Consider the following 17,735-nt stretch of genomic DNA (forward strand, 5'->3'; position numbering starts at 1 on the left):
ATGTCGCGCACCCCGATCCGCGCCATCCTGTGGGACATCGACGGCACGCTGATGGACAGCGAGCCCTGGCACCAGCAGATCACCGTCGACGTCTGCCGCGGCTATGGCCATGAGCTGAGCGACGAGGATTGCCGGTCGATGCATGGCGTGGCGTTCCGCGAGATCTACGCCGCGCTTCACGCCCGCCGCCCCTTCCCCATCGACCTGCACGCCTGGGCCGACGAGATCAACGCCCAGTATGTCGCCAGCGTCGATCAGGTGCGTCCGCGCGACGGCGCCTTCGCCCTGGTGGAGGCCTTCGCCGCCCGCGGGCTGGCGCAGGCCTGCGTGTCGAACGGCGGGCGCATGATCGTCGACGCCAACATGCGCGCGATGTCGATCCCGCATTTCCGCTTCAGCATCGCCCGCGAGGACGTCGCCAACGGCAAGCCCCATCCGGAGCCCTACCTGCTGGCCGCGAAGATGCTGGGCCTGCCCCCGGAGGCCTGCGCGGTGATCGAGGACAGCCCCACCGGTGCCCGCAGCGCCAAGGCCGCCGGCATGCTGACCATCGCCTGGCCCCAGCACCCCGCCGTGGTCTTCGACGCCGTCGACCATCTGGTCGAGGATCCGGGGTCGCTGGATTGGGATGCGCTTTGCGGGTGAGGGGTTTCCGCCTGATCTCCCCTCAATCCAGTTCCCTCAATCCAACGTCCACTTTGCCATCTGCGGAAACGGCGCCAGCCCATTTTCCCCCATATAGGCGAACATCCCCGAAAAGCCGGTGAAGCCCGCCTCTGCCAGATCGAGCTGCCCGTAATGGGTCCCGCGCTCGATCCAGGCCAGGATCGGATGGATGCCCTGATACTCCATGTGTTTGTAGGAACCGGGAAAGAACAGGCATTCCTGCGGCAGTCCCAAATGCAGGACCACGGCGTAGGACCAGGCCTGAGCCATGATCTCGCCCTGGCGGACGGCTCTGACCAGGACCGGGTCGGGCGTGCCGTCGCGCGCGGTCTGCTCGGCCAGCAGCGCCTCGATATCGGCCTGCATGTCCCGGTTCATCGACGGCCAATAGCGGCGCGGCAGGACGATCATGTGACCAGCCTCGTGCAGCAGGTCGCCCGGCCCCATCAGGGTCTCCGGGTGGACATGGATCACGCCGGCACGGATATTCACGCCGGGCAGGAAGCCGTCGAGGCCGCCCTCGCCAAACTCGACCTGCATGCCGATTCCGCGCAGGAAGGCGACGATGGGTTCCAGCGCTTCGGGGTGATACATCCGCCCTCTCCACCATTTCGAACTTCGGCGGAGATATTCGCGCAATAGACGCAATCAAGCAAGCCGCACACGGAAAGCCACCCGATGCGCGTTGTCGCATCGGGCGGTGCGGTGGCAGCGGCTGTTTCTGGGGCCTCTATTTCTGGATGTTGACCACCGCCGACGCCGGGGCCAGCGCGATGCCACGGTCGGCCAACGAGGTCAGCCACAGATTGAGACGCTCAATCGTCGTCGGATAGGGGGAGGCGAAACCGACGGCAGCGCCGTTGGTCTTGGCAAGCTCCTCCAACTCGCGCAGTTGGTCGTCGATGGCGCCGCGCGACAGGTCGCGGTCGATGACACGGTCGCCCAGCGCCCGCGGCACACCGGCCAGATTGGCGAGCGGCCCGGCCACGCTCTTCGGATTGACCCGCGAATCGACCAGCAGCAGGCCACGCGCCTTCAGCACGTCGATCACCGGCTGCATCGCCGCCGGGTTGGCGGTGAATTTGCTGCCGGTGGTGCTGGTGATGCCGACATAGCCGACCGCCTTGCCCAGCGACCATTCCAGCCGTTCGACATTGCGGTCGGGGCCGAGCATGGTCAGCAACGCGTTCGGGCCGGGATCGTCGCGTGGATAGTTCAGCGGCTCCATCGGCACCGACAGCATCACCTCGTGACCCTTGGTGCGGGCCCGCTCGACCCAATCGTCCAGCCGCTCGGCATAGGGCAGGAAGGCCAGCGTGATGCCGGGCGGCAGCTTCGCCAGCGCATTGCCGGTGGTGACGCCGCTGAGTCCAAGATCGGACATGACGATGGCGATGCGCGGCCGCTTGTCGGTCGCCGGGAAGGGCCGGGCATAGACCTGCCAGGGCTTGCGTCCGTCCTGGGCGATGCGCGGCAGCGGACCGTTGCGGCTGTCCTCCACCAGACCCGGCACCGGCGCCGGGACCAGCGTCACCGCCGCCGCCGGAACGCCCGGCAGAGGCAGTGGAGCGGCGTCGGTGGGCAAAGGCGCCGCCGGCGCGGCGGCCTTGGGTTCCGGCACCGGTGGTGGCGGCAGCGGAGCGACCGCCACCGTCGCCGCCGGAATCGATGCCTGCCAAGCCTCCCGCGTCGCCTCGCCGTTCATGGCCAGCCAGCCGGCCAGCCCGCCACCGGCGACCGCCACCAGGGCGACGGCAGCCAGCAGAGGCTTGGACAACGGCTTGCGCGGCCGTCCCGCCGAATCGCCTCCATTGCGGCGGAAACGGCGCAGCCAGCCGAGTCCGGGGCGCAGACCCCGGACATCGAACCGCAGACGACCCAGCAGGGCGGGAGCCTTCACCGTCGGTTGCTCCGGTCAGCGCGCCGCGGCGCGCTGCTGGAACAGGGCGACGCCACGCAGCAGATCCAGCGCGCGGGCGAGCTGGAAGTCGAAGGGCGGCTCCGCCCCCTCCGCCGCCGCACCCTCTGCCGGAGCAGGCGCGGCACCCGGAGCTGCACCCGGTGCAGCCGGAGCAGCACCGGCGCCCGGCCCCGGAGCGGGCGCTGCCGGGTTCGGGGCCGCCGGCGTGCCGGGAGCGGCCGGGTTGGTGGTGGCCGGACGCGGCGCTTTGCTGGCGTCGGGGTTGACCAGCGCGCCCTTCAGGTCGGCTTCGCGGCGGCGGACGACGTTCTTGTCCAGATCCTCCACCTTGGCGACATGCACCTCGATGTCCGGGGTGATGCCCAGCTGCTGGATCGAGCGGCCCGACGGCGTGTAGTAGCGCGCGGTGGTCAGGCGCATGGCGCCATGGCCGGGCAGCGGGATGATGGTCTGCACCGATCCCTTGCCGAAGCTCTGGGTGCCCATGATGATCGCGCGCTTGTGGTCCTGCAGGGCGCCGGCGACGATTTCGGAAGCCGAGGCAGACCCGCCGTTGACCAGCACCACCATCGGCAGGCCCTTGATCAGGTCACCCGGCTTGGCGTTGAAGCGGGTGCCCTCCTCCGCCCGCCGGCCGCGGGTCGACACGATCTCCCCCTTCTCCAGGAAGGTATCGGACACCGACACCGCCTGATCGAGCAGTCCGCCCGGATTGTTGCGCAGGTCGAGCACGAAGCCCTTCAGCTTGTCGCCCAACTGCTGCTGGATGGAGGAGATCGCCTTCTCCAGCCCGCTCTGCGTCTGCTCGTTGAAGCTGGTGATGCGGATGTAGCCGATGTCGCCTTCGGTGCGGTAGCGGACCGACTGCACCTTGATGACGGCGCGGGTCAGCGACACGGTGAAGGGCTCGCCCGCCTCGCCGCGGCGGACGGTGACCTTCAACTCGCTGCCCACAGGGCCGCGCATCTTCTCCACCGCCTCGTTCAGGCTGAGGCCCATCACCGCCTCGCCGTTCAACTGGACGATCAGGTCGCCCGGCTGCAGGCCGGCGCGGAAGGCCGGGGTGTCGTCGATGGGCGAAACGACCTTCACCAGGCCGTTCTCCATCGTCACCTCGATGCCCAGCCCGCCGAACTCGCCGCGGGTCTGGACCTGCATGTCCTGGAAGCTTTTCTTGTTCAGATAGCTGGAATGCGGGTCGAGCGAGGTCAGCATCCCGTTGATCGCCGATTCGATCAGCTGTTCGTCGGTGACCGGCTCGACATATTCGGCGCGGACGCGCTCGAAGACGTCGCCGAACAGGTTCAGCTGCCGGTAGGTGTCCGACGAATTGCTGGACTGCGCGGTGACGGTGGCGACGCCGGCGCCCAGAAACACCAGAGCAGCCGCCGTGGCGGCGCGCTTGATCATCCTCATCTACCCTTGTCCTTTCCCCTCCGGGGCGCCGAACCCGCGTTGCGGGTTGATCGGCTGGCCGTTTCGTCGCAGCTCGAAATAGAGATCCGGATTGCCGTCCGACGGCATGACCGCCAGCGGTTCCCCGCTGGCCACCTTACGCCCGACGGCCGTGTCGATCCGGCCCAAACCCGCAATCAAACTATGATATCCGTTGCCGTGTTCCACGATCAAGATAAGGCCATAGCCCTTGAACGGACCGGCGAACACGATCGTGCCGCCGCGCGGCGCCACCACGGCCGCGCCGGGGCGGGTCTGCACCGTCACGCCGCGGCTGGTGGCACCGAAGCGGTCGGCCTCGCCGAAGCGGGTGGTCAGCTTGCCGGCGGCGGGCAGCACCATGCCGGCGACCGCTGGCGGGCCGTCCGGGGACTTCGCGGCCAGCTCGCGCTCGCGCGCCGCTTCCCTGGCGGCTTCGTCCTTCGCCCGCTTTTCCTCGGCGGCCTTCTCTTCCGCGACCTTCTGCTCCGCGGCGCGCAGTTCGGCCAGCTTGCGTTCGGCCGCCTTGCGCTCCGCTTCCTTCTGGGCGGCGAGGCGGCGTTCGGCCTCACGCTTTTCCGCTTCCCGGCGAGCGGCTTCCTTGCGTTCCGCCTCGCGCCGTTCGGCCTCGCGACGGGCGGCAGCCTCGATGGCGGCGCGGCGTTCGGCCTCGATCCGCTCCATCAGCTGGCGCAGGTCGGTGGCCTGACCGGACAGGTCCGCCATGCGCTGGCCGACCTGGACGCGCTCCTCCTCCGTCTGGCGCGACAGCTCCTCGCGCCGGGCGATCAGGCGGTTCATCTCGTCCTGCTTCTCGGACAGCGACACCCGCGCCGCCAGCGCCTTCGCCCGCTGGTCCACCAGCTTGCCGCGGGTGTCGGCCAGCGCGGTCAGCGCCTGGGCCAGCGCATCGGCCCGCGCCTTCAGCGCCGGCACCGCATCGCGCAGCAGCAGGGCGGAGCGCAGCGTGTCGACCGGGCTTTCCGGCCGGGCCAGCGCCGCCTCCGGCGGGATGCGCGCCAGCCGCTGCAGGGCGGCCAGCAGGGTGGCGATCTGCTGCCGCTCGGCGTCGAGACCGGCGGAACGGTCCCGCTCCTCCGCCTCCAGCGCGGCGAGCGACTCCTCCAACTGGTCGAGCGTCTGTTCCTGCCCGCGCGCCTGATCGGCCAGCGCGATCAGCCGGCCGCGCAGGTCGTCGAGTTCGGTCTGAAGCGCCTGGGACTGGCGTTCCAACTGCTGCTGGCGCTGCTTGCCGGTCTGAAGCTGCTGTTCGACGCGCTTCAGCGTGTCCTTGGGCGCTTCGGACTGCGCATTCGCCGGCTGGGCGAGGATCAGGCCGGCGATGACGACGAAGCCGGCGAGGATACCCTCTCCCGCCCCGGATACCCTCTCCCCAGCGGATACCCTCTCCCCCCCGGGGAGAGGGTTGGGTGAGGGGGATGCATTGCGGGATGTAAATGGAAATGCGGAACCAAGCGCCGGAATTCCCGCGACTCCACGCCACGCGCCCCCCTCACCCCGACCCTCTCCCTGGGGGGGAGAGGGGGACTCGAGCGCAAAGGGAACGCCCGGCGCCATCCGTTACTCCGCCGCCGCGCGGGCAGCGGTGCGGACCAGCAGGTTGCGGCCGGTCATCTCCGCCGGCTTCGGCAGGCCCAGCAGGTCGAGCAGAGTCGGCGCGATGTCGGCCAGACGGCCGCTCTCGATCCGCGCGCCGGCCGGGCCGTTGATCAGGATCAGCGGCACCTTGTCCAGCGTGTGGGCGGTGTGCGGGCCGCCGGTCTCCGGATCCTTCATCAGCTCGCAGTTGCCGTGATCCGCGGTGACCAGCATGGTGCCGCCGGCGCGGCGCACCGCGGCCTCCACCTGACCCAGGCTGCCGTCGACCGCCTGCACCGCCTTGATGGCGGCGTCGAGCATGCCGCTGTGGCCGACCATGTCGGGGTTGGCGAAGTTGACGACGATCAGGTCGTACTTGCCCGAATCGATGGCGCCGACCAGCTTGTCGGTCACTTCCGAAGCGGACATCTCCGGCTGCAGGTCGTAGGTGGCGACCTTCGGCGACGGGACCAGGATGCGGTCCTCGCCCTCATAGACCCGCTCCTCGCCGCCGTTGAAGAAGAAGGTGACGTGCGGGTACTTCTCCGTCTCGGCGATGCGCAGCTGCTTCATTCCGGCCTCGGAAACCACCTCGCCCAGCACCTTGGTGAGAGATTTCGGCGGAAAGATGGTGGTCATCAGCTTCGCCAGCGCCGACGAATATTCGACCATGCCGACGGCGGCGGCCAGCTTCGGCGCCCCATCCACCGGGAAGCCGTCGAAAGCCGGATCGACATAGGCGGCCAGGATCTCGCGGGCGCGGTCGGCGCGGAAGTTCGCCATCAGGATGGCGTCGCCGTCCTTCATGCCGGCGTAATCGCCGATCACCGTCGGCAGGATGAACTCGTCATGCTTGTCGGCGGCATAGCTCTGCTCGATCGCCTGGATCGGATCGGCGGCGCGCTCGCCCTCCGCCTTGGTCATCGCGGCATAGGCCTTGGCGACGCGATCCCAGCGCTTGTCGCGATCCATGGCGTAGTAGCGGCCGATGACGGTCGCCACCTCGACGCCCGGCAGTTCGAAGACGTCGGCCATGAACTCGGCGACCTGATCCTTGGCGCTCTGCGGCGGAACGTCGCGGCCGTCGGTGAAGGCGTGGACCGCCACCGGAACCCCCTCGCGCGACAGCACGCCGGCCAGCGCCGCGATGTGGTCCTGGTGCGAATGGACGCCGCCCGGCGACAGCAGGCCCATCAGATGGACGCGCCCGCCGGTCTTGTGCATCGCCTTGACCAGATCGTTCAGCGCGGCGTTGCGCTCAAGCTCGCCCTCGACGATGGCGTGGTCGATCATCACGAGGTCCTGCATGACGACCCGGCCGGCGCCGAGATTCATGTGACCGACCTCGGAGTTGCCCATCTGACCCTTGGGCAGGCCGACCTCCTCCTCGCTGGCGTCGAGGAAGGCCGTCGGCTCGGCCGACCACAGGCGGTCCCAGTTCGGGGTGTCGCCCAGCGCAATCGCGTTGTCGGACCGCTCCTCGCGATAGCCCCAGCCGTCCAGAATGCAGAGGACGACAGGGCGGGGTCGGTTGGTCTCGGTCATCGCGCTTACCTTTCTCGAAAGGTTGTGGTCTCGGAGTTTTGTGTTTTTCGGCTCCGGCGCTTTTCCGCGCGCCGGATGCGACGCAGGGAATCAGGATCTGTGATAGGGGTGACCGGCAAGAATTTGTTGGGCGCGATAGAGTTGCTCCGCAAGCATGCCGCGCACCAGCATGTGGGGCCAGGTCATCGGCCCGAAGGCGAGCAGGAAGTCGGCCCGCGCCCGCACAGCGTCGCCATGGCCGTCGGCACCGCCGATCAGGAAGGCGAGATCGCCGGCGCCGCGGTCGCGCCAGTCGCCGATCTTGGCGGCGAAACTCTCGCTGGGCAGCGCCTTGCCGCGTTCGTCCAGCGCCACCACGATGGCGCCGGCCGGCACGGCGGCGAGCAGCAGCTCCGCCTCCTGCCGTTTCAATTCGTCGGAGGAGAGGCGCTTTTTCACCTCGACCTCCTTCAGGGTGAAGGGCCACCCGAGCCGTCCGACATACTCGTCGAACAGGTCGCGGGTCGGTCCACCCCGCGACCGCCCGACGGCGGCGAGCCACAGACGCATGATGCGGCCCTCCGCCCTCGTTCCGCTCTCGTTTCCGCCCTTGGCCCGTCAGGCGCTCAGCCGCGCCGTGCCCGACGGCGTCGGCAGTTCCAGACCCCACATCTTTTCGATGTTGTAGAAGGTCCGGACTTCCGGCTTGAACAGGTGAACGATCACGTCGCCGGCATCGACCAGAACCCAGTCGCACTGGGCCATGCCTTCCATCTCGACGCCGCGGACGCCGGCCTGCTTCAGCTTTTCGGCCAGCTTCATCGCCATGGCGGCGATGTGCCGCGTGTTGCGGCCCGACGCCACGATCATGTAATCGGCGAAGGTGGTTTTCCCGGCGAGATCGATGACGGTGACGTCATCCGCCTGATCGGCGTCGAGCGACGCCTGAATGAGCGCCTTCAGGTCCTGCGGTTCCAGGATCTGGGGAACGGCGGCTGGCCGCGGAGCGGTCGCGGCCGTTTCGGTGTGCGTGGTGATGGCTCCAACCTCTTGCAACGGTTTCACGACCCGGCGGCCCGTGCCTGCCGGATCGCCGTCGCCGAGGCCGGGTGCAAGGGGTTGCGTAAGAACGCCCAGGCCGGCCGCCTGCGGCGCGCCAGCCCTTTGACCCCCGACACCGACACCCGCCGACGGGTGTAGCGTTGGGCGGCCTTGCCGCTCAACGCACTAAGAGAATAGGTGGGGCGGGCGAAAACCGCAACGGCCACCGAGTCGAAGATTCGATTCCAATGCTTCCAGCGCGGAATTTGTCGCAAATTGTCCGCCCCCATCAACCAAACGAAGCGGGTTTTCGGGAAGCGGCGCTGAAGCTTGGCCAGCGTATCGGCGGTGTAGCGGGTGTCGAGCGCGGTCTCGATCGCCGTCACCTCGATCCGCGGATGGGCGGCGACCGCCCGCGCCTCCGCCATCCGGTCGGACAGCGAAGCCATGCCGGACGCCGACTTCAGCGGGTTCTGCGGGCTGACCATCCACCAGACACGGTCGAGCCCGAGCGCCTTCAGCGCGAACAGGCTGATGTGCCGGTGCCCGGCATGGGCCGGGTTGAACGACCCGCCGAGGATGCCGACGGTGAGGCCGGCATAGAGCGGGCCGGAATAGAGGTGAGGGGCCTTTTGGAATCCGGACTTCAACCCGGAGCGCTTACCCTCTCCCCCCCGGGGAGAGGGTTGGGTGAGGGGGACACGCTTCGTGGATCGTCCGGCAGACGGAACCCCCTCACCCTGCCCTCTCCCCGGGGGGGAGAGGGTTCCACGGGAGGGAGGGGTGTCGGTCTTAAGGCCGCGTCTGGCCATCGCCGCGCACGACATACTTGTAGCTGGTCAACTGCTCGGCACCCACCGGGCCGCGGGCGTGGAACTTGTCGGTGGAGATGCCGATCTCCGCCCCCATGCCGAACTCGCCGCCGTCGGCGAACTGTGTCGAGGCGTTCCACAGCACGATGCCGCTGTCCACCCGCGACAGGAACCGCTCCGCCGCCGCCGGATCCTCGGTCAGGATCGATTCGGTGTGGTGGGAGCTGTGGGCGTTGATGTGGTCGATTGCCGCATCCACCCCGTCCACCACGCCGCAGGCGATGATGGCGTCGAGATACTCGGTGTCCCAATCCTCCGGCGCCACCGCCGTCACCCGCGGATCGACCGCCTGGGCCGTCGCGTCGCCGCGCACGGCACAGCCGGCATCCAGCAAATCCTTCACCAGAAGCGGCAGCGCGGTGTCGGCGATGGCGCGGTCGACCAGCAGCGTCTCGGCGGCGCCGCAGATGGAAGTGCGGCGCATCTTGGCGTTCAGCACCACCTTGCGCGCCTTTTCCAGGTCGGCGCCGGCATCGACATAGACATGGCAGTTGCCGTCCAGATGCTTGATGACCGGCACCCGGCTCTCGTCGGCGATGCGCTGGATCAGCGACTTGCCGCCGCGCGGGATGATGACGTCGATGTAGTCGCGCATCGTCAGCATGTGGCCGACGGCGGCGCGATCGGTGGTCGGCACCAGTTGGATCGCCGCTTCCGGCAGCCCCGCTTCGCGCAGCCCCTGAACCAGGCAGTCGGCGATGGCGCGGGACGAGCGGATGCTCTCCGACCCGCCGCGCAGGATGGCGGCGTTGCCCGACTTCAGGCAGATGCCGCCGGCATCCGCCGTCACATTCGGCCGGCTTTCATAGATGATGCCGACGACGCCCAGCGGCACGCGGACACGCTGGATGCGCAGGCCGTTGGGCCGCGTCCATTCCGCCAGCACGCCACCGATGGGATCGGGGAAGTCGGCGATGTCCTCCAGGCCCTTGGCCATCGCCTCGATGCGCGTGTCGTCCAGCATCAGCCGTTCGCGCATGGGGCCGGACAGGTCGCGGGCGCTCGCCATGTCCTCGGCGTTGGCAGCCTTGATCTCGGCCGCGCGGGCGCGGATGGCCGCCGCCGCCGCCCTCAGCGCCCGGTCCTTCGACGGTCCTGGCACGGTCGCCAGCGCGGCCGCGGCGGCGCGCGCGGCGCGGCCGAGGGTCAGCATCTGGTCGTGCAGGGCGTCGGTGGTGTCGAGCAGGGCGGACATGGAGGTCTCCAGACACTCTATCCGTTGAAGGGACGACGACCTTAACGAATTGTTCGGGGTTGCGAAAGCCGCGCGGTTGTGGGACTTCGGCGTTGCGGTATGGGCGGGCGTGTGCAAAACGCAACGCGGCATCCGCAGTGCCGGGACAGGTTTCGGGTAGGGTGACATGCTGACGCTGCTGCTGATCGTCTCCGCTTTCTTCGCCGGCGTGCTGAACGCCGTGGCCGGGGGCGGCAGCTTCCTGACCTTTCCGGCGCTGATCCTGGCCGGGGTGCCGCCGCTGAACGCCAACGCCACCAGCACGGTCGCGGTGTCGCCCGGCGCGCTGGCCAGCGCCTTCGGCTATCGGCGGGAGCTGGGCCGCATCCGCGACATCCACCTGCCCTCCTTCCTCGGCATCAGCCTCGTCGGCGGACTGCTGGGCGCCCTGCTGCTGCTGTGGACGCCGCAGAAGACCTTCGAGGTCATCGTGCCGTGGCTTCTGCTGTTCGCCACGCTGCTGTTCGCCATCGGCCCGACCGCGTCGGCCTGGGTGCGACGCAACGTCACCATCGGTCACGGTACGGTGCTGAGCGTGCAGTTCCTGATCGCGGTCTATGGCGGCTATTTCGGCGGCGGCATCGGCATCCTGATCCTGGCGACGCTCGGCGTCTTCGGTCTGACCGACCTGCACGCCATGAACGGGCTGAAGTCGCTGGTCTCCGGCTGCCTGAACGCCGTCGCGGTGGCGGCCTTCGTCGCCGGCGGGGCGGTCTATTGGCCGGAAGCGCTGATCATGCTGGTCGCCGCCATGGCCGGCGGTTATGCCGGCGCGTCGGTCGCCCGCCACATCCCGCCGCCGGTCCTGCGCAAGATGGTGATCCTGGTGGGAGCCGGCATGACCGTCTATTTCTTCATCACCAAGACCTGATCCCAACGGAGTCCCCCGGCATGACCGCCCCCATCGTCCGTGACGCGCTGCCCTACCGCCCCTGCGTCGGCATCATGCTGCTGAACGACCGCGGCGAGGTGTTCGTCGCCAGGCGCTCCGGGTCGGAGGGCGACTGGCAGATGCCGCAGGGCGGCGTCGACGACGGCGAGGACGCCCGCAGCGCCGCCTTCCGCGAGTTGGAGGAGGAGATCGGCACCGCGAAGGCGGAGTTCATCGCCATGACCGCAGCCCCCCACCGTTACGACCTGCCCGACGACCTGCTGGGAAAGGTGTGGAAGGGCCGCTGGCGCGGGCAGGAGCAGATGTGGATGCTGGCCCGTTTCACGGGAACCGAGACCGACATCCGGCTGGACACCGATCATCCGGAATTCGACGCCTGGAAATGGATCGACGCCGAAGAGCTGCCGGGCCTGATCGTCGCCTTCAAGCGGCCAGTCTACGAATCGGTGCTGGCGGAATTCCGTCCGCTGATCGCACGGGCAAAGGGCTGATCCGCATTCCCCTGCACCGATCCCGGCGGCATGTCCCAATTTTGACTGCGGTTATCCCCAACTTCCCAACGATGCCCGGTCCATCCACCACGTCCGCTTAACGAATCCTTGAGACGCCTTCTGGCAACGTCCCTCCTGCAACCGGAGTGCGCAGGAGCGGGCCGGCATTGGACGGAGGGGTGGCGTGTCGCTGATCAAGTGGACGGAGGAGGATGACGGGCGCGTTCGCCTGGGCCTGCCGAGCGACCTCGATTTGCCCATGGCGCAACCTCTGCTCGACAGCCTGCGCGCCGCCTTCAAGGCGTCGGTGGACATCAGCGTCCAGGCGGACGCGGTGGAACGCATCAGCGTCGCCTGCGTCCAGGCGCTGGTCGTTGCCGCCCGCGATGCGGCGGAACAGGGAAATTCCTTCGCCATTCTGCGCCCGTCGGAGGTCCTCGCCGATGCCTGCGAGGATCTGGGGCTGGCCGGCTGGCTGAAGCAGTGGAGGCGTGCGTGAAGAAGAAAGTGATGACGGTGGACGACTCGCGAACCATGCGCGACATGGTGTCCTTCACCCTGCGCGGCGCCGGTTATGAGGTGGTGGAGGCCGCCGACGGCCAGCAGGCGATGAGCGCCATCGCCGCCACCAAGGTCGATCTGGTCATCACCGACCTGAACATGCCGGTGATGGACGGGCTGACCCTGATCCGCAAGCTGCGCGCCATCCCGGCCCACCGCACCCTGCCGATCCTGATGCTGACCACCGAAGCGGACGAGAGCAAGAAGGCCGAGGGCCGCGCCGCCGGCGCCACCGGCTGGATCGTGAAGCCCTTCAACCCCGACAAGCTGGTGTCGGTGGTGCAGAAGGTCTGCGGCTGACCGCAAGCCGTCAGATTCAGGGAGGGCGACAGCCGTGGACGATCTCAGCCGCTTCAAGCAGACCTACTTCGACGAAAGCGCCGAATTGCTGGCCGTCGCCGAGGCCGGGCTGCTGCGCCTCGCCCCCGGCGAAGTCGACATGGACGAGGTGAACGCGATCTTCCGCGCCGTCCATTCGATCAAGGGCGGCGGCGGCGCCTTCGGATTCAACGATCTCGTCGCCTTCGCCCATGAATTCGAAACGGTGATGGACGGCGTGCGCAACGCCGAGATCCCCGTAACCACCGAACTGGTCGACACGCTGATCCGCGCCAACGACCTGCTGGCGCGCCTGCTGTCCCATGCCTCCGACGAGACGGAGGCGCCGGCCGGCACCACCGACGACACCGTGGCCGCCCTGCGCCGCTTCCTGGGCAAGGCCGACGCGCCTGCGGAGAAGGCGCCCGCAGCGCCGCCACCCGCCACGGTCTATCCCGACGACGAGGATGACGAGGCCGGCATCTTCGGCGACGCCCTGGCCGCCATCCAGGCCGCCCGCGACGATCAGCCGCTCCCCGTCCCCTCCGGCCCGGTCCCGGAGGGCAAGGTCCGCTGGACCATCGTCTTCCGCCCGAAGGCCGAACTGCTGCTGTCGGGCAACGAGCCGACCTACATGCTGCGCGCCCTGCGCCGGCTGGGCGAGGCGGAGGTGGTCTGCCATCTGGACCAGCTGCCGTCTCTGCGCGACCTCGACGCCGAGTTGCTGCACCTGTCCTGGACGGTGACGCTGCTGGCCGACCCGCAGGTCGACCGCGCCCAGATCGACGACGTGTTCGAATTCGTCGCCGACGACTGCGACATCCGCATCAGCGCCGAAGCGCCGCCGCCCGCGATCATTGCGCCGGCGGAACCCGCCCCAGTCCCTCAAGCGGCCCCCGTTCCGGCCACCGCCAACCTGCCGGAACCGGCCGCCCCCGCGGCTCCGCCGACCACCCCGGCCGCCACCACCTCCGGTTCGGCGAAGCCCGGCGACGGCGCCAAGCGCCCCAATGGCGGTGCTGGCGGCACGGGCGGCGGCGACCATACCGGGCCGACCACCCATACCATCCGCGTCGACCTCGACAAGATCGACCGGCTGGTCAACATGGTCGGCGAGATGGTCATCACCCAGGCGATGATCGCCGAGCATCTGCGCGACCTGCCGCCGGGCCAGTTCCAGGAACTGCTGGAAGGGCTGGAAGGCCTCGCCCAGCACACCCGCGAACTGCGCGAAAGCGTGATGTCGATCCGCGCCCAGCCGGTTTCCAGCGTCTTCTCGCGCATGCCGCGGCTGGTGCGCGAATGCGCCGCCGTCACCGGCAAGGAGGTGATGCTGGTCACCTCGGGCGAGACGACGGAGGTCGACAAGACGGTGGTGGAGAACCTCGTCGATCCGCTGACCCACATGATCCGCAACTCCATCGACCATGGGCTGGAAGGCCCGGAGGAGCGGGAGCGCACCGGCAAGCCGCGGGCCGGCACCGTGCATCTGTCGGCCGCCCACCGGTCCGGCCGCATCGTGATCGAGGTGACCGACGACGGCCGCGGCATCAACCGCGCCAAGGTGCTGTCCAAGGCCATCGAGAAGGGGCTGGTCCAGCCCGGAGCCACCCTGTCGGACGAGGAGATCGACCACCTGATCTTCCTGCCCGGCTTCTCCACCGCCGACCAGGTGTCCAACCTGTCCGGCCGCGGCGTCGGCATGGACGTGGTCCGGCGGAACATCTCCAGCCTGGGCGGGCGCATCGGCGTCTATTCGACGCCGGGCGAGGGCTCGCGCTTCGTCCTGTCGCTGCCGCTGACGCTGGCGGTGCTGGACGGCATGGTGATCTCAGTGGGGGAGGAGCGCTTCGTCCTGCCGCTGACCAACATAGTGGAAAGCCTGCGGCCGAAGCCTGCCGACCTGCATGGGCTGGTCAACAAGTGCGACGTCATGATGGCGCGCGGCGAATATGTCCGGCTGGTCCACCTGCACCGGCTGTTCGGCATCCCCAAGGCCATCGACGACGCCACCAAGGGGCTGGTCGTTCTGGTGGAGACGGAGGATGGCTCCCGCCTCGGCCTGGTGGTGGACGAGGTGCTGGGCCAGCAGCAGGTCGTCATCAAGAGCCTGGAAGCCAACTTCCGCCGGCTGGACGGCGTCGCCGCCGCAACCATCCTGGGCGACGGCCGGGTCGCCCTGATCCTGGACGTGGCGGGCCTGCGCGAAATGAGCCGCCACGGCACCGGCGGAGAGGCCGCCGGCATGGCGGGCGGCACCTCGAACCCTTCCAATCCCCCGTCCCTGCCCGCCCCGGCGGACAGGTCCGATCAGCGTCAACGCCAAACGGTTTGAGGCCCAGCGATGAGCAGTTCCACCGCAATCGCCCCCGTCAGCTCCCGCACCGATCTCCAGTCCGCCGGCGCCGCGAACGGGATCGAGGAGCAATACGTCACCTTCACGGTCGGCAGCGAGGAATATGGCGTCAACATCCTGGCCGTGCGTGAAATCCGCGGCTGGACACCGGAAAGCCGCCTGCCGAACCTGCCCGACTATGTCCGCGGCGTCATCAACCTGCGCGGCATCATCATTCCGATCTTCGACCTGCGCGCCCGCTTCGGCGGCGGCCTGACCCAGGTGACGAAGCGCCATGTCGTGGTGGTGATGCAGGTGGGCGAGCGCACGCGCGGCATCCTGGTCGACGCGATTTCCGACATCCTGGCCATCGGCCATGACGCCATCAAGCCGCCGCCCGACGTCGACAGCGGGCTGATCGACGCCGAATATCTCAGCGGCCTCTACACCGCCGAGAACCGCATGGTGACCCTGCTGAACGTGGGCAAGCTGTTCGCGGGCGAGCATGTCGACCAGGACGCCATCCCCCGCGCCGCCCTGGAAACCACCTGACCGCAGCAGGCTGCCGAGCCCCCGGCAGGCAAGCCGCAACGAAAAGCAATAAAAAGAGGGAACGTCACCGATGGCCACCGACGGTACGATCGCCAAAGCCGGCACCTTCCTCAGCAACATGCGCATCGCCAAGCGGCTGTGGCTGGCCTTCGGCCTGCTGCTGGTGCTGATCGCCGCCCAGTCCGGCACCGGCATCTACGGGCTGAATGGGCTGAACCGCCGCGTCGACGGCGTCATCGCGTCGGGCGACCTCGCCGTCTTCGCCAAGGATCTGGAAAGCCGTCTGGCCGCCGAACGGCTGCAGACCCGCGAGTACATCAACATCGGCTCGACCGAGGCGCTGGACCGGCTGCGCGTCCTGCGCGGCGAGTTCGACCAGGCGATGGCGGCGCGGCAGGCCAAGTTGAAGGCCTCGCCTCAGGCCGCCGCCTTCGCCGAACTGAGCAGCCTGCACACCGGCTACCATCAGCGGTTCGAGGCTGTGCGCGCCGTGCGCGAACGGGCCGACCGCCTGCTGCACGAGCGCATGGACCCGCTGGGCGCCCAGGTGACCAAGCGGCTGGAGGACATGGTGTCCGCCTCCGAGACGTCGGGCGACAAGGACTTCGCCTTCGGCGCGCAGGAGGTGGAGAACCGCTGGCTGATGACCCGCTTCCAGGCCAACCGCGCCATCGGCCTGCGTGACGCCGAGGCCGCGGCGCAGGTCGAGGCGGTGGGCAAGGCGATGAGCGAAAGCATCGCCCGGCTGTCGTCGGTGGTCCGCAGCAATGGCGACCTGCTGGCGGCCCTGCGCGAGATCGACACCCGCGCCGCCGATTACCGTGCCGCCTTCCGCGACGCGATGGCCGCCAACGACGAGGCGAAGCGGCTGACCGACGACCTCGCCGCCGCCGCCACCGCGATCAACCGCGCCATCGACGGCATCGTCGCCTCCATCGCCGCCAGCGCCAAGCTGACCGAGGAAGAGGCCGGGACCGAGGCCACCTTCACCATCCGCCTGACACTGGGTCTTGGGCTGCTGTCGCTGGTGATCGGCATCGTCGCCGCCAACCGCATCGCCGCCTCGATCATCGGGCCGGTCACCGGCATCCGCCGGGTGATGGCCGACCTGACCGAAGGCAAGCTGTCGGTCAGCGTCCCCCACACCGGCCAGCAGGACGAGCTGGGCGACATGGCCCGCGCCGTCGCCGCCTTCAAGGACGAGGCGGTGGAGGCCCTGCGCTCCCGCATCGCGCTGGAACGGGTGTCGGCCAACATCATGATGGCGGACGTCGACGGCCGCATCCTCTATGCCAACGATTCGATCATGGCCATGTTCCGCCATGCCGAGGCGGACCTGCGCGTGTCCCTGCCCGGCTTCGACGCCAACACGCTGGTCGGCCGCAACTTCGACGTCTTCCACCGCGACCCCGGCCACCAGCGCCGCCTGCTGGCCGACCTGACCCAGACCCACCGCGGCTGGGCCAAGACCGGCGGCCGCAGCTTCCAGGTCATCGCCAACCCGGTGGTCAGCCGCCAGGGCGAACGGCTCGGCACCGTCATCGAATGGCGCGACCTGACCGAGGAGCTGGCGATCGAGGCGGAGATCGGCGCGATGGTGGAGAATGCCGTGCGCGGCGACTTCACCCACCGCATCGAACTGGACGGCAAGACCGGATTCTTCCGGCTGGTCAGCGAGGGCATCAACCGGCTTTCGGAGAACATCGCCGGCGTCACCGAGGAACTCGCCTCGGTGCTGGAGGCGCTGTCGCAGGGTGACCTGACCCGCCGCATCGACAAGCAGTATGAAGGCGTGTTCCAGCGGCTGAAGGACGATTTCAACGGCACGGTCGCCCGTCTGTCGGAGATCGTTCAGCGCATCGATCAGGCCGCCGGCTCCATCGCCGTCGCCAGCCGCGAGGTGGCGGAAGGCAGCCTGGACCTGTCGGAACGGACCGAGCAGCAGGCCTCCTCGCTGGAGGAGACCGCGGCCAGCATGGAACAGCTCGCCGCCACGGTGCGCTCCAACGCCGACAACGCCCAGCAGGTCAACGGCTATGCCACCGAGGCCCGCGGCGCGGCCTCGCGCGGTGGCGAGGTGGCGACCAGCGCGGTGGAGGCGATGCGGCGGATCGAGCAGTCGTCGCAGAAGATCTCCGACATCATCGGGGTGATCGACGAGATCGCCTTCCAGACCAACCTGCTGGCCTTGAACGCGGCGGTGGAGGCGGCGCGCGCCGGCGACGCCGGGCGCGGCTTCGCCGTGGTGGCGCAGGAGGTGCGGCAGCTCGCCCAGCGCTCCGCCCAGGCGTCGAA

Annotated in this window: 17 protein-coding genes; 8 read left to right on the forward strand and 9 right to left on the reverse strand. The window is 68.9% G+C overall.

Annotated elements, in window-relative coordinates; genetic code table 11:
• Positions 1-645, forward strand: a complete 645-nt coding sequence (locus TSO5_RS22830; protein WP_109153791.1) for an HAD family phosphatase — start codon at positions 1-3, stop codon at positions 643-645.
• 36 nt (positions 646-681) lie between these two features.
• On the opposite strand, the gene TSO5_RS22835 is transcribed toward TSO5_RS22830, so the two are convergent.
• The 9 genes from TSO5_RS22835 to TSO5_RS22875 all read right to left on the reverse strand — a co-directional run bounded on the left by TSO5_RS22835 (position 682) and on the right by TSO5_RS22875 (position 10,252).
• On the reverse strand, positions 682-1,260 hold the full coding sequence (locus TSO5_RS22835; protein ID WP_109153779.1) for a hypothetical protein: 579 nt from the start codon (positions 1,258-1,260) through the stop codon (positions 682-684).
• A gap of 136 nt (positions 1,261-1,396) precedes the next feature.
• On the reverse strand, positions 1,397-2,566 hold the full coding sequence (locus tag TSO5_RS33685) for a divergent polysaccharide deacetylase family protein (protein WP_109153780.1): 1,170 nt from the start codon (positions 2,564-2,566) through the stop codon (positions 1,397-1,399).
• 15 nt (positions 2,567-2,581) lie between these two features.
• On the reverse strand, positions 2,582-4,003 hold the full coding sequence (locus TSO5_RS22845; RefSeq protein ID WP_109075577.1) for a S41 family peptidase: 1,422 nt from the start codon (positions 4,001-4,003) through the stop codon (positions 2,582-2,584).
• Positions 4,004-5,599: a peptidoglycan DD-metalloendopeptidase family protein gene (locus TSO5_RS22850; RefSeq protein ID WP_247870909.1), complete on the reverse strand. Its 1,596-nt coding sequence runs from the start codon at positions 5,597-5,599 to the stop codon at positions 4,004-4,006.
• Positions 5,600-5,602: 3 nt separating this feature from the next.
• On the reverse strand, positions 5,603-7,165 hold the full coding sequence (gene gpmI, locus TSO5_RS22855) for a 2,3-bisphosphoglycerate-independent phosphoglycerate mutase (protein WP_109153781.1): 1,563 nt from the start codon (positions 7,163-7,165) through the stop codon (positions 5,603-5,605).
• Between the two features lie 90 nt (positions 7,166-7,255).
• The gene (gene rlmH, locus TSO5_RS22860; protein ID WP_014248610.1) at positions 7,256-7,714 is read right to left on the reverse strand and encodes a 23S rRNA (pseudouridine(1915)-N(3))-methyltransferase RlmH; all 459 of its coding nucleotides are present in this window, start codon (positions 7,712-7,714) and stop codon (positions 7,256-7,258) included.
• Positions 7,715-7,762: 48 nt separating this feature from the next.
• Positions 7,763-8,209 (reverse strand): ribosome silencing factor, encoded by a 447-nt coding sequence (gene rsfS, locus TSO5_RS22865; protein WP_014248611.1) that lies wholly within the window; start codon positions 8,207-8,209, stop codon positions 7,763-7,765.
• Positions 8,206-8,835 (reverse strand): nicotinate-nucleotide adenylyltransferase, encoded by a 630-nt coding sequence (locus TSO5_RS22870; RefSeq protein WP_109153782.1) that lies wholly within the window; start codon positions 8,833-8,835, stop codon positions 8,206-8,208. Before TSO5_RS22870 ends, rsfS begins: the two co-directional genes overlap by 4 nt.
• Before the next feature lie 142 nt (positions 8,836-8,977).
• Positions 8,978-10,252, reverse strand: coding sequence for a glutamate-5-semialdehyde dehydrogenase (locus tag TSO5_RS22875; protein WP_109153783.1), 1,275 nt, complete (start codon positions 10,250-10,252; stop codon positions 8,978-8,980).
• 166 nt (positions 10,253-10,418) lie between these two features.
• On the opposite strand from TSO5_RS22875, the gene TSO5_RS22880 reads away from it, so the two are divergent.
• The 7 genes from TSO5_RS22880 to TSO5_RS22910 all read left to right on the forward strand — a co-directional run.
• On the forward strand, positions 10,419-11,162 hold the full coding sequence (locus TSO5_RS22880; RefSeq protein ID WP_109153784.1) for a sulfite exporter TauE/SafE family protein: 744 nt from the start codon (positions 10,419-10,421) through the stop codon (positions 11,160-11,162).
• A 20-nt stretch (positions 11,163-11,182) separates the two neighbouring features.
• Positions 11,183-11,674, forward strand: a complete 492-nt coding sequence (locus TSO5_RS22885) for an RNA pyrophosphohydrolase (protein WP_109153785.1) — start codon at positions 11,183-11,185, stop codon at positions 11,672-11,674.
• Between the two features lie 184 nt (positions 11,675-11,858).
• Positions 11,859-12,173 (forward strand): STAS domain-containing protein, encoded by a 315-nt coding sequence (locus tag TSO5_RS22890; protein ID WP_109153786.1) that lies wholly within the window; start codon positions 11,859-11,861, stop codon positions 12,171-12,173.
• Complete coding sequence (locus TSO5_RS22895; RefSeq protein WP_199230985.1) at positions 12,170-12,535, forward strand: response regulator; 366 nt, start codon at positions 12,170-12,172, stop codon at positions 12,533-12,535. Before TSO5_RS22890 ends, TSO5_RS22895 begins: the two co-directional genes overlap by 4 nt.
• Positions 12,536-12,569: 34 nt before the next feature.
• Positions 12,570-14,888, forward strand: coding sequence for a chemotaxis protein CheA (locus TSO5_RS22900; RefSeq protein ID WP_109153788.1), 2,319 nt, complete (start codon positions 12,570-12,572; stop codon positions 14,886-14,888).
• A 9-nt stretch (positions 14,889-14,897) separates the two neighbouring features.
• Positions 14,898-15,440 carry a chemotaxis protein CheW gene (locus TSO5_RS22905; protein ID WP_109153789.1) on the forward strand — a complete coding sequence of 181 codons (543 nt, stop codon included), beginning with the start codon at positions 14,898-14,900 and terminating at the stop codon, positions 15,438-15,440.
• A gap of 70 nt (positions 15,441-15,510) precedes the next feature.
• Positions 15,511-17,735 (forward strand): methyl-accepting chemotaxis protein (locus tag TSO5_RS22910; RefSeq protein WP_109153790.1); only part of this gene is annotated, 2,225 nt, incomplete at its 3' end.

The sequence above is a fragment of the Azospirillum sp. TSO5 genome, assembly GCF_003116065.1.
In the GTDB taxonomy this organism is placed as follows: domain Bacteria; phylum Pseudomonadota; class Alphaproteobacteria; order Azospirillales; family Azospirillaceae; genus Azospirillum.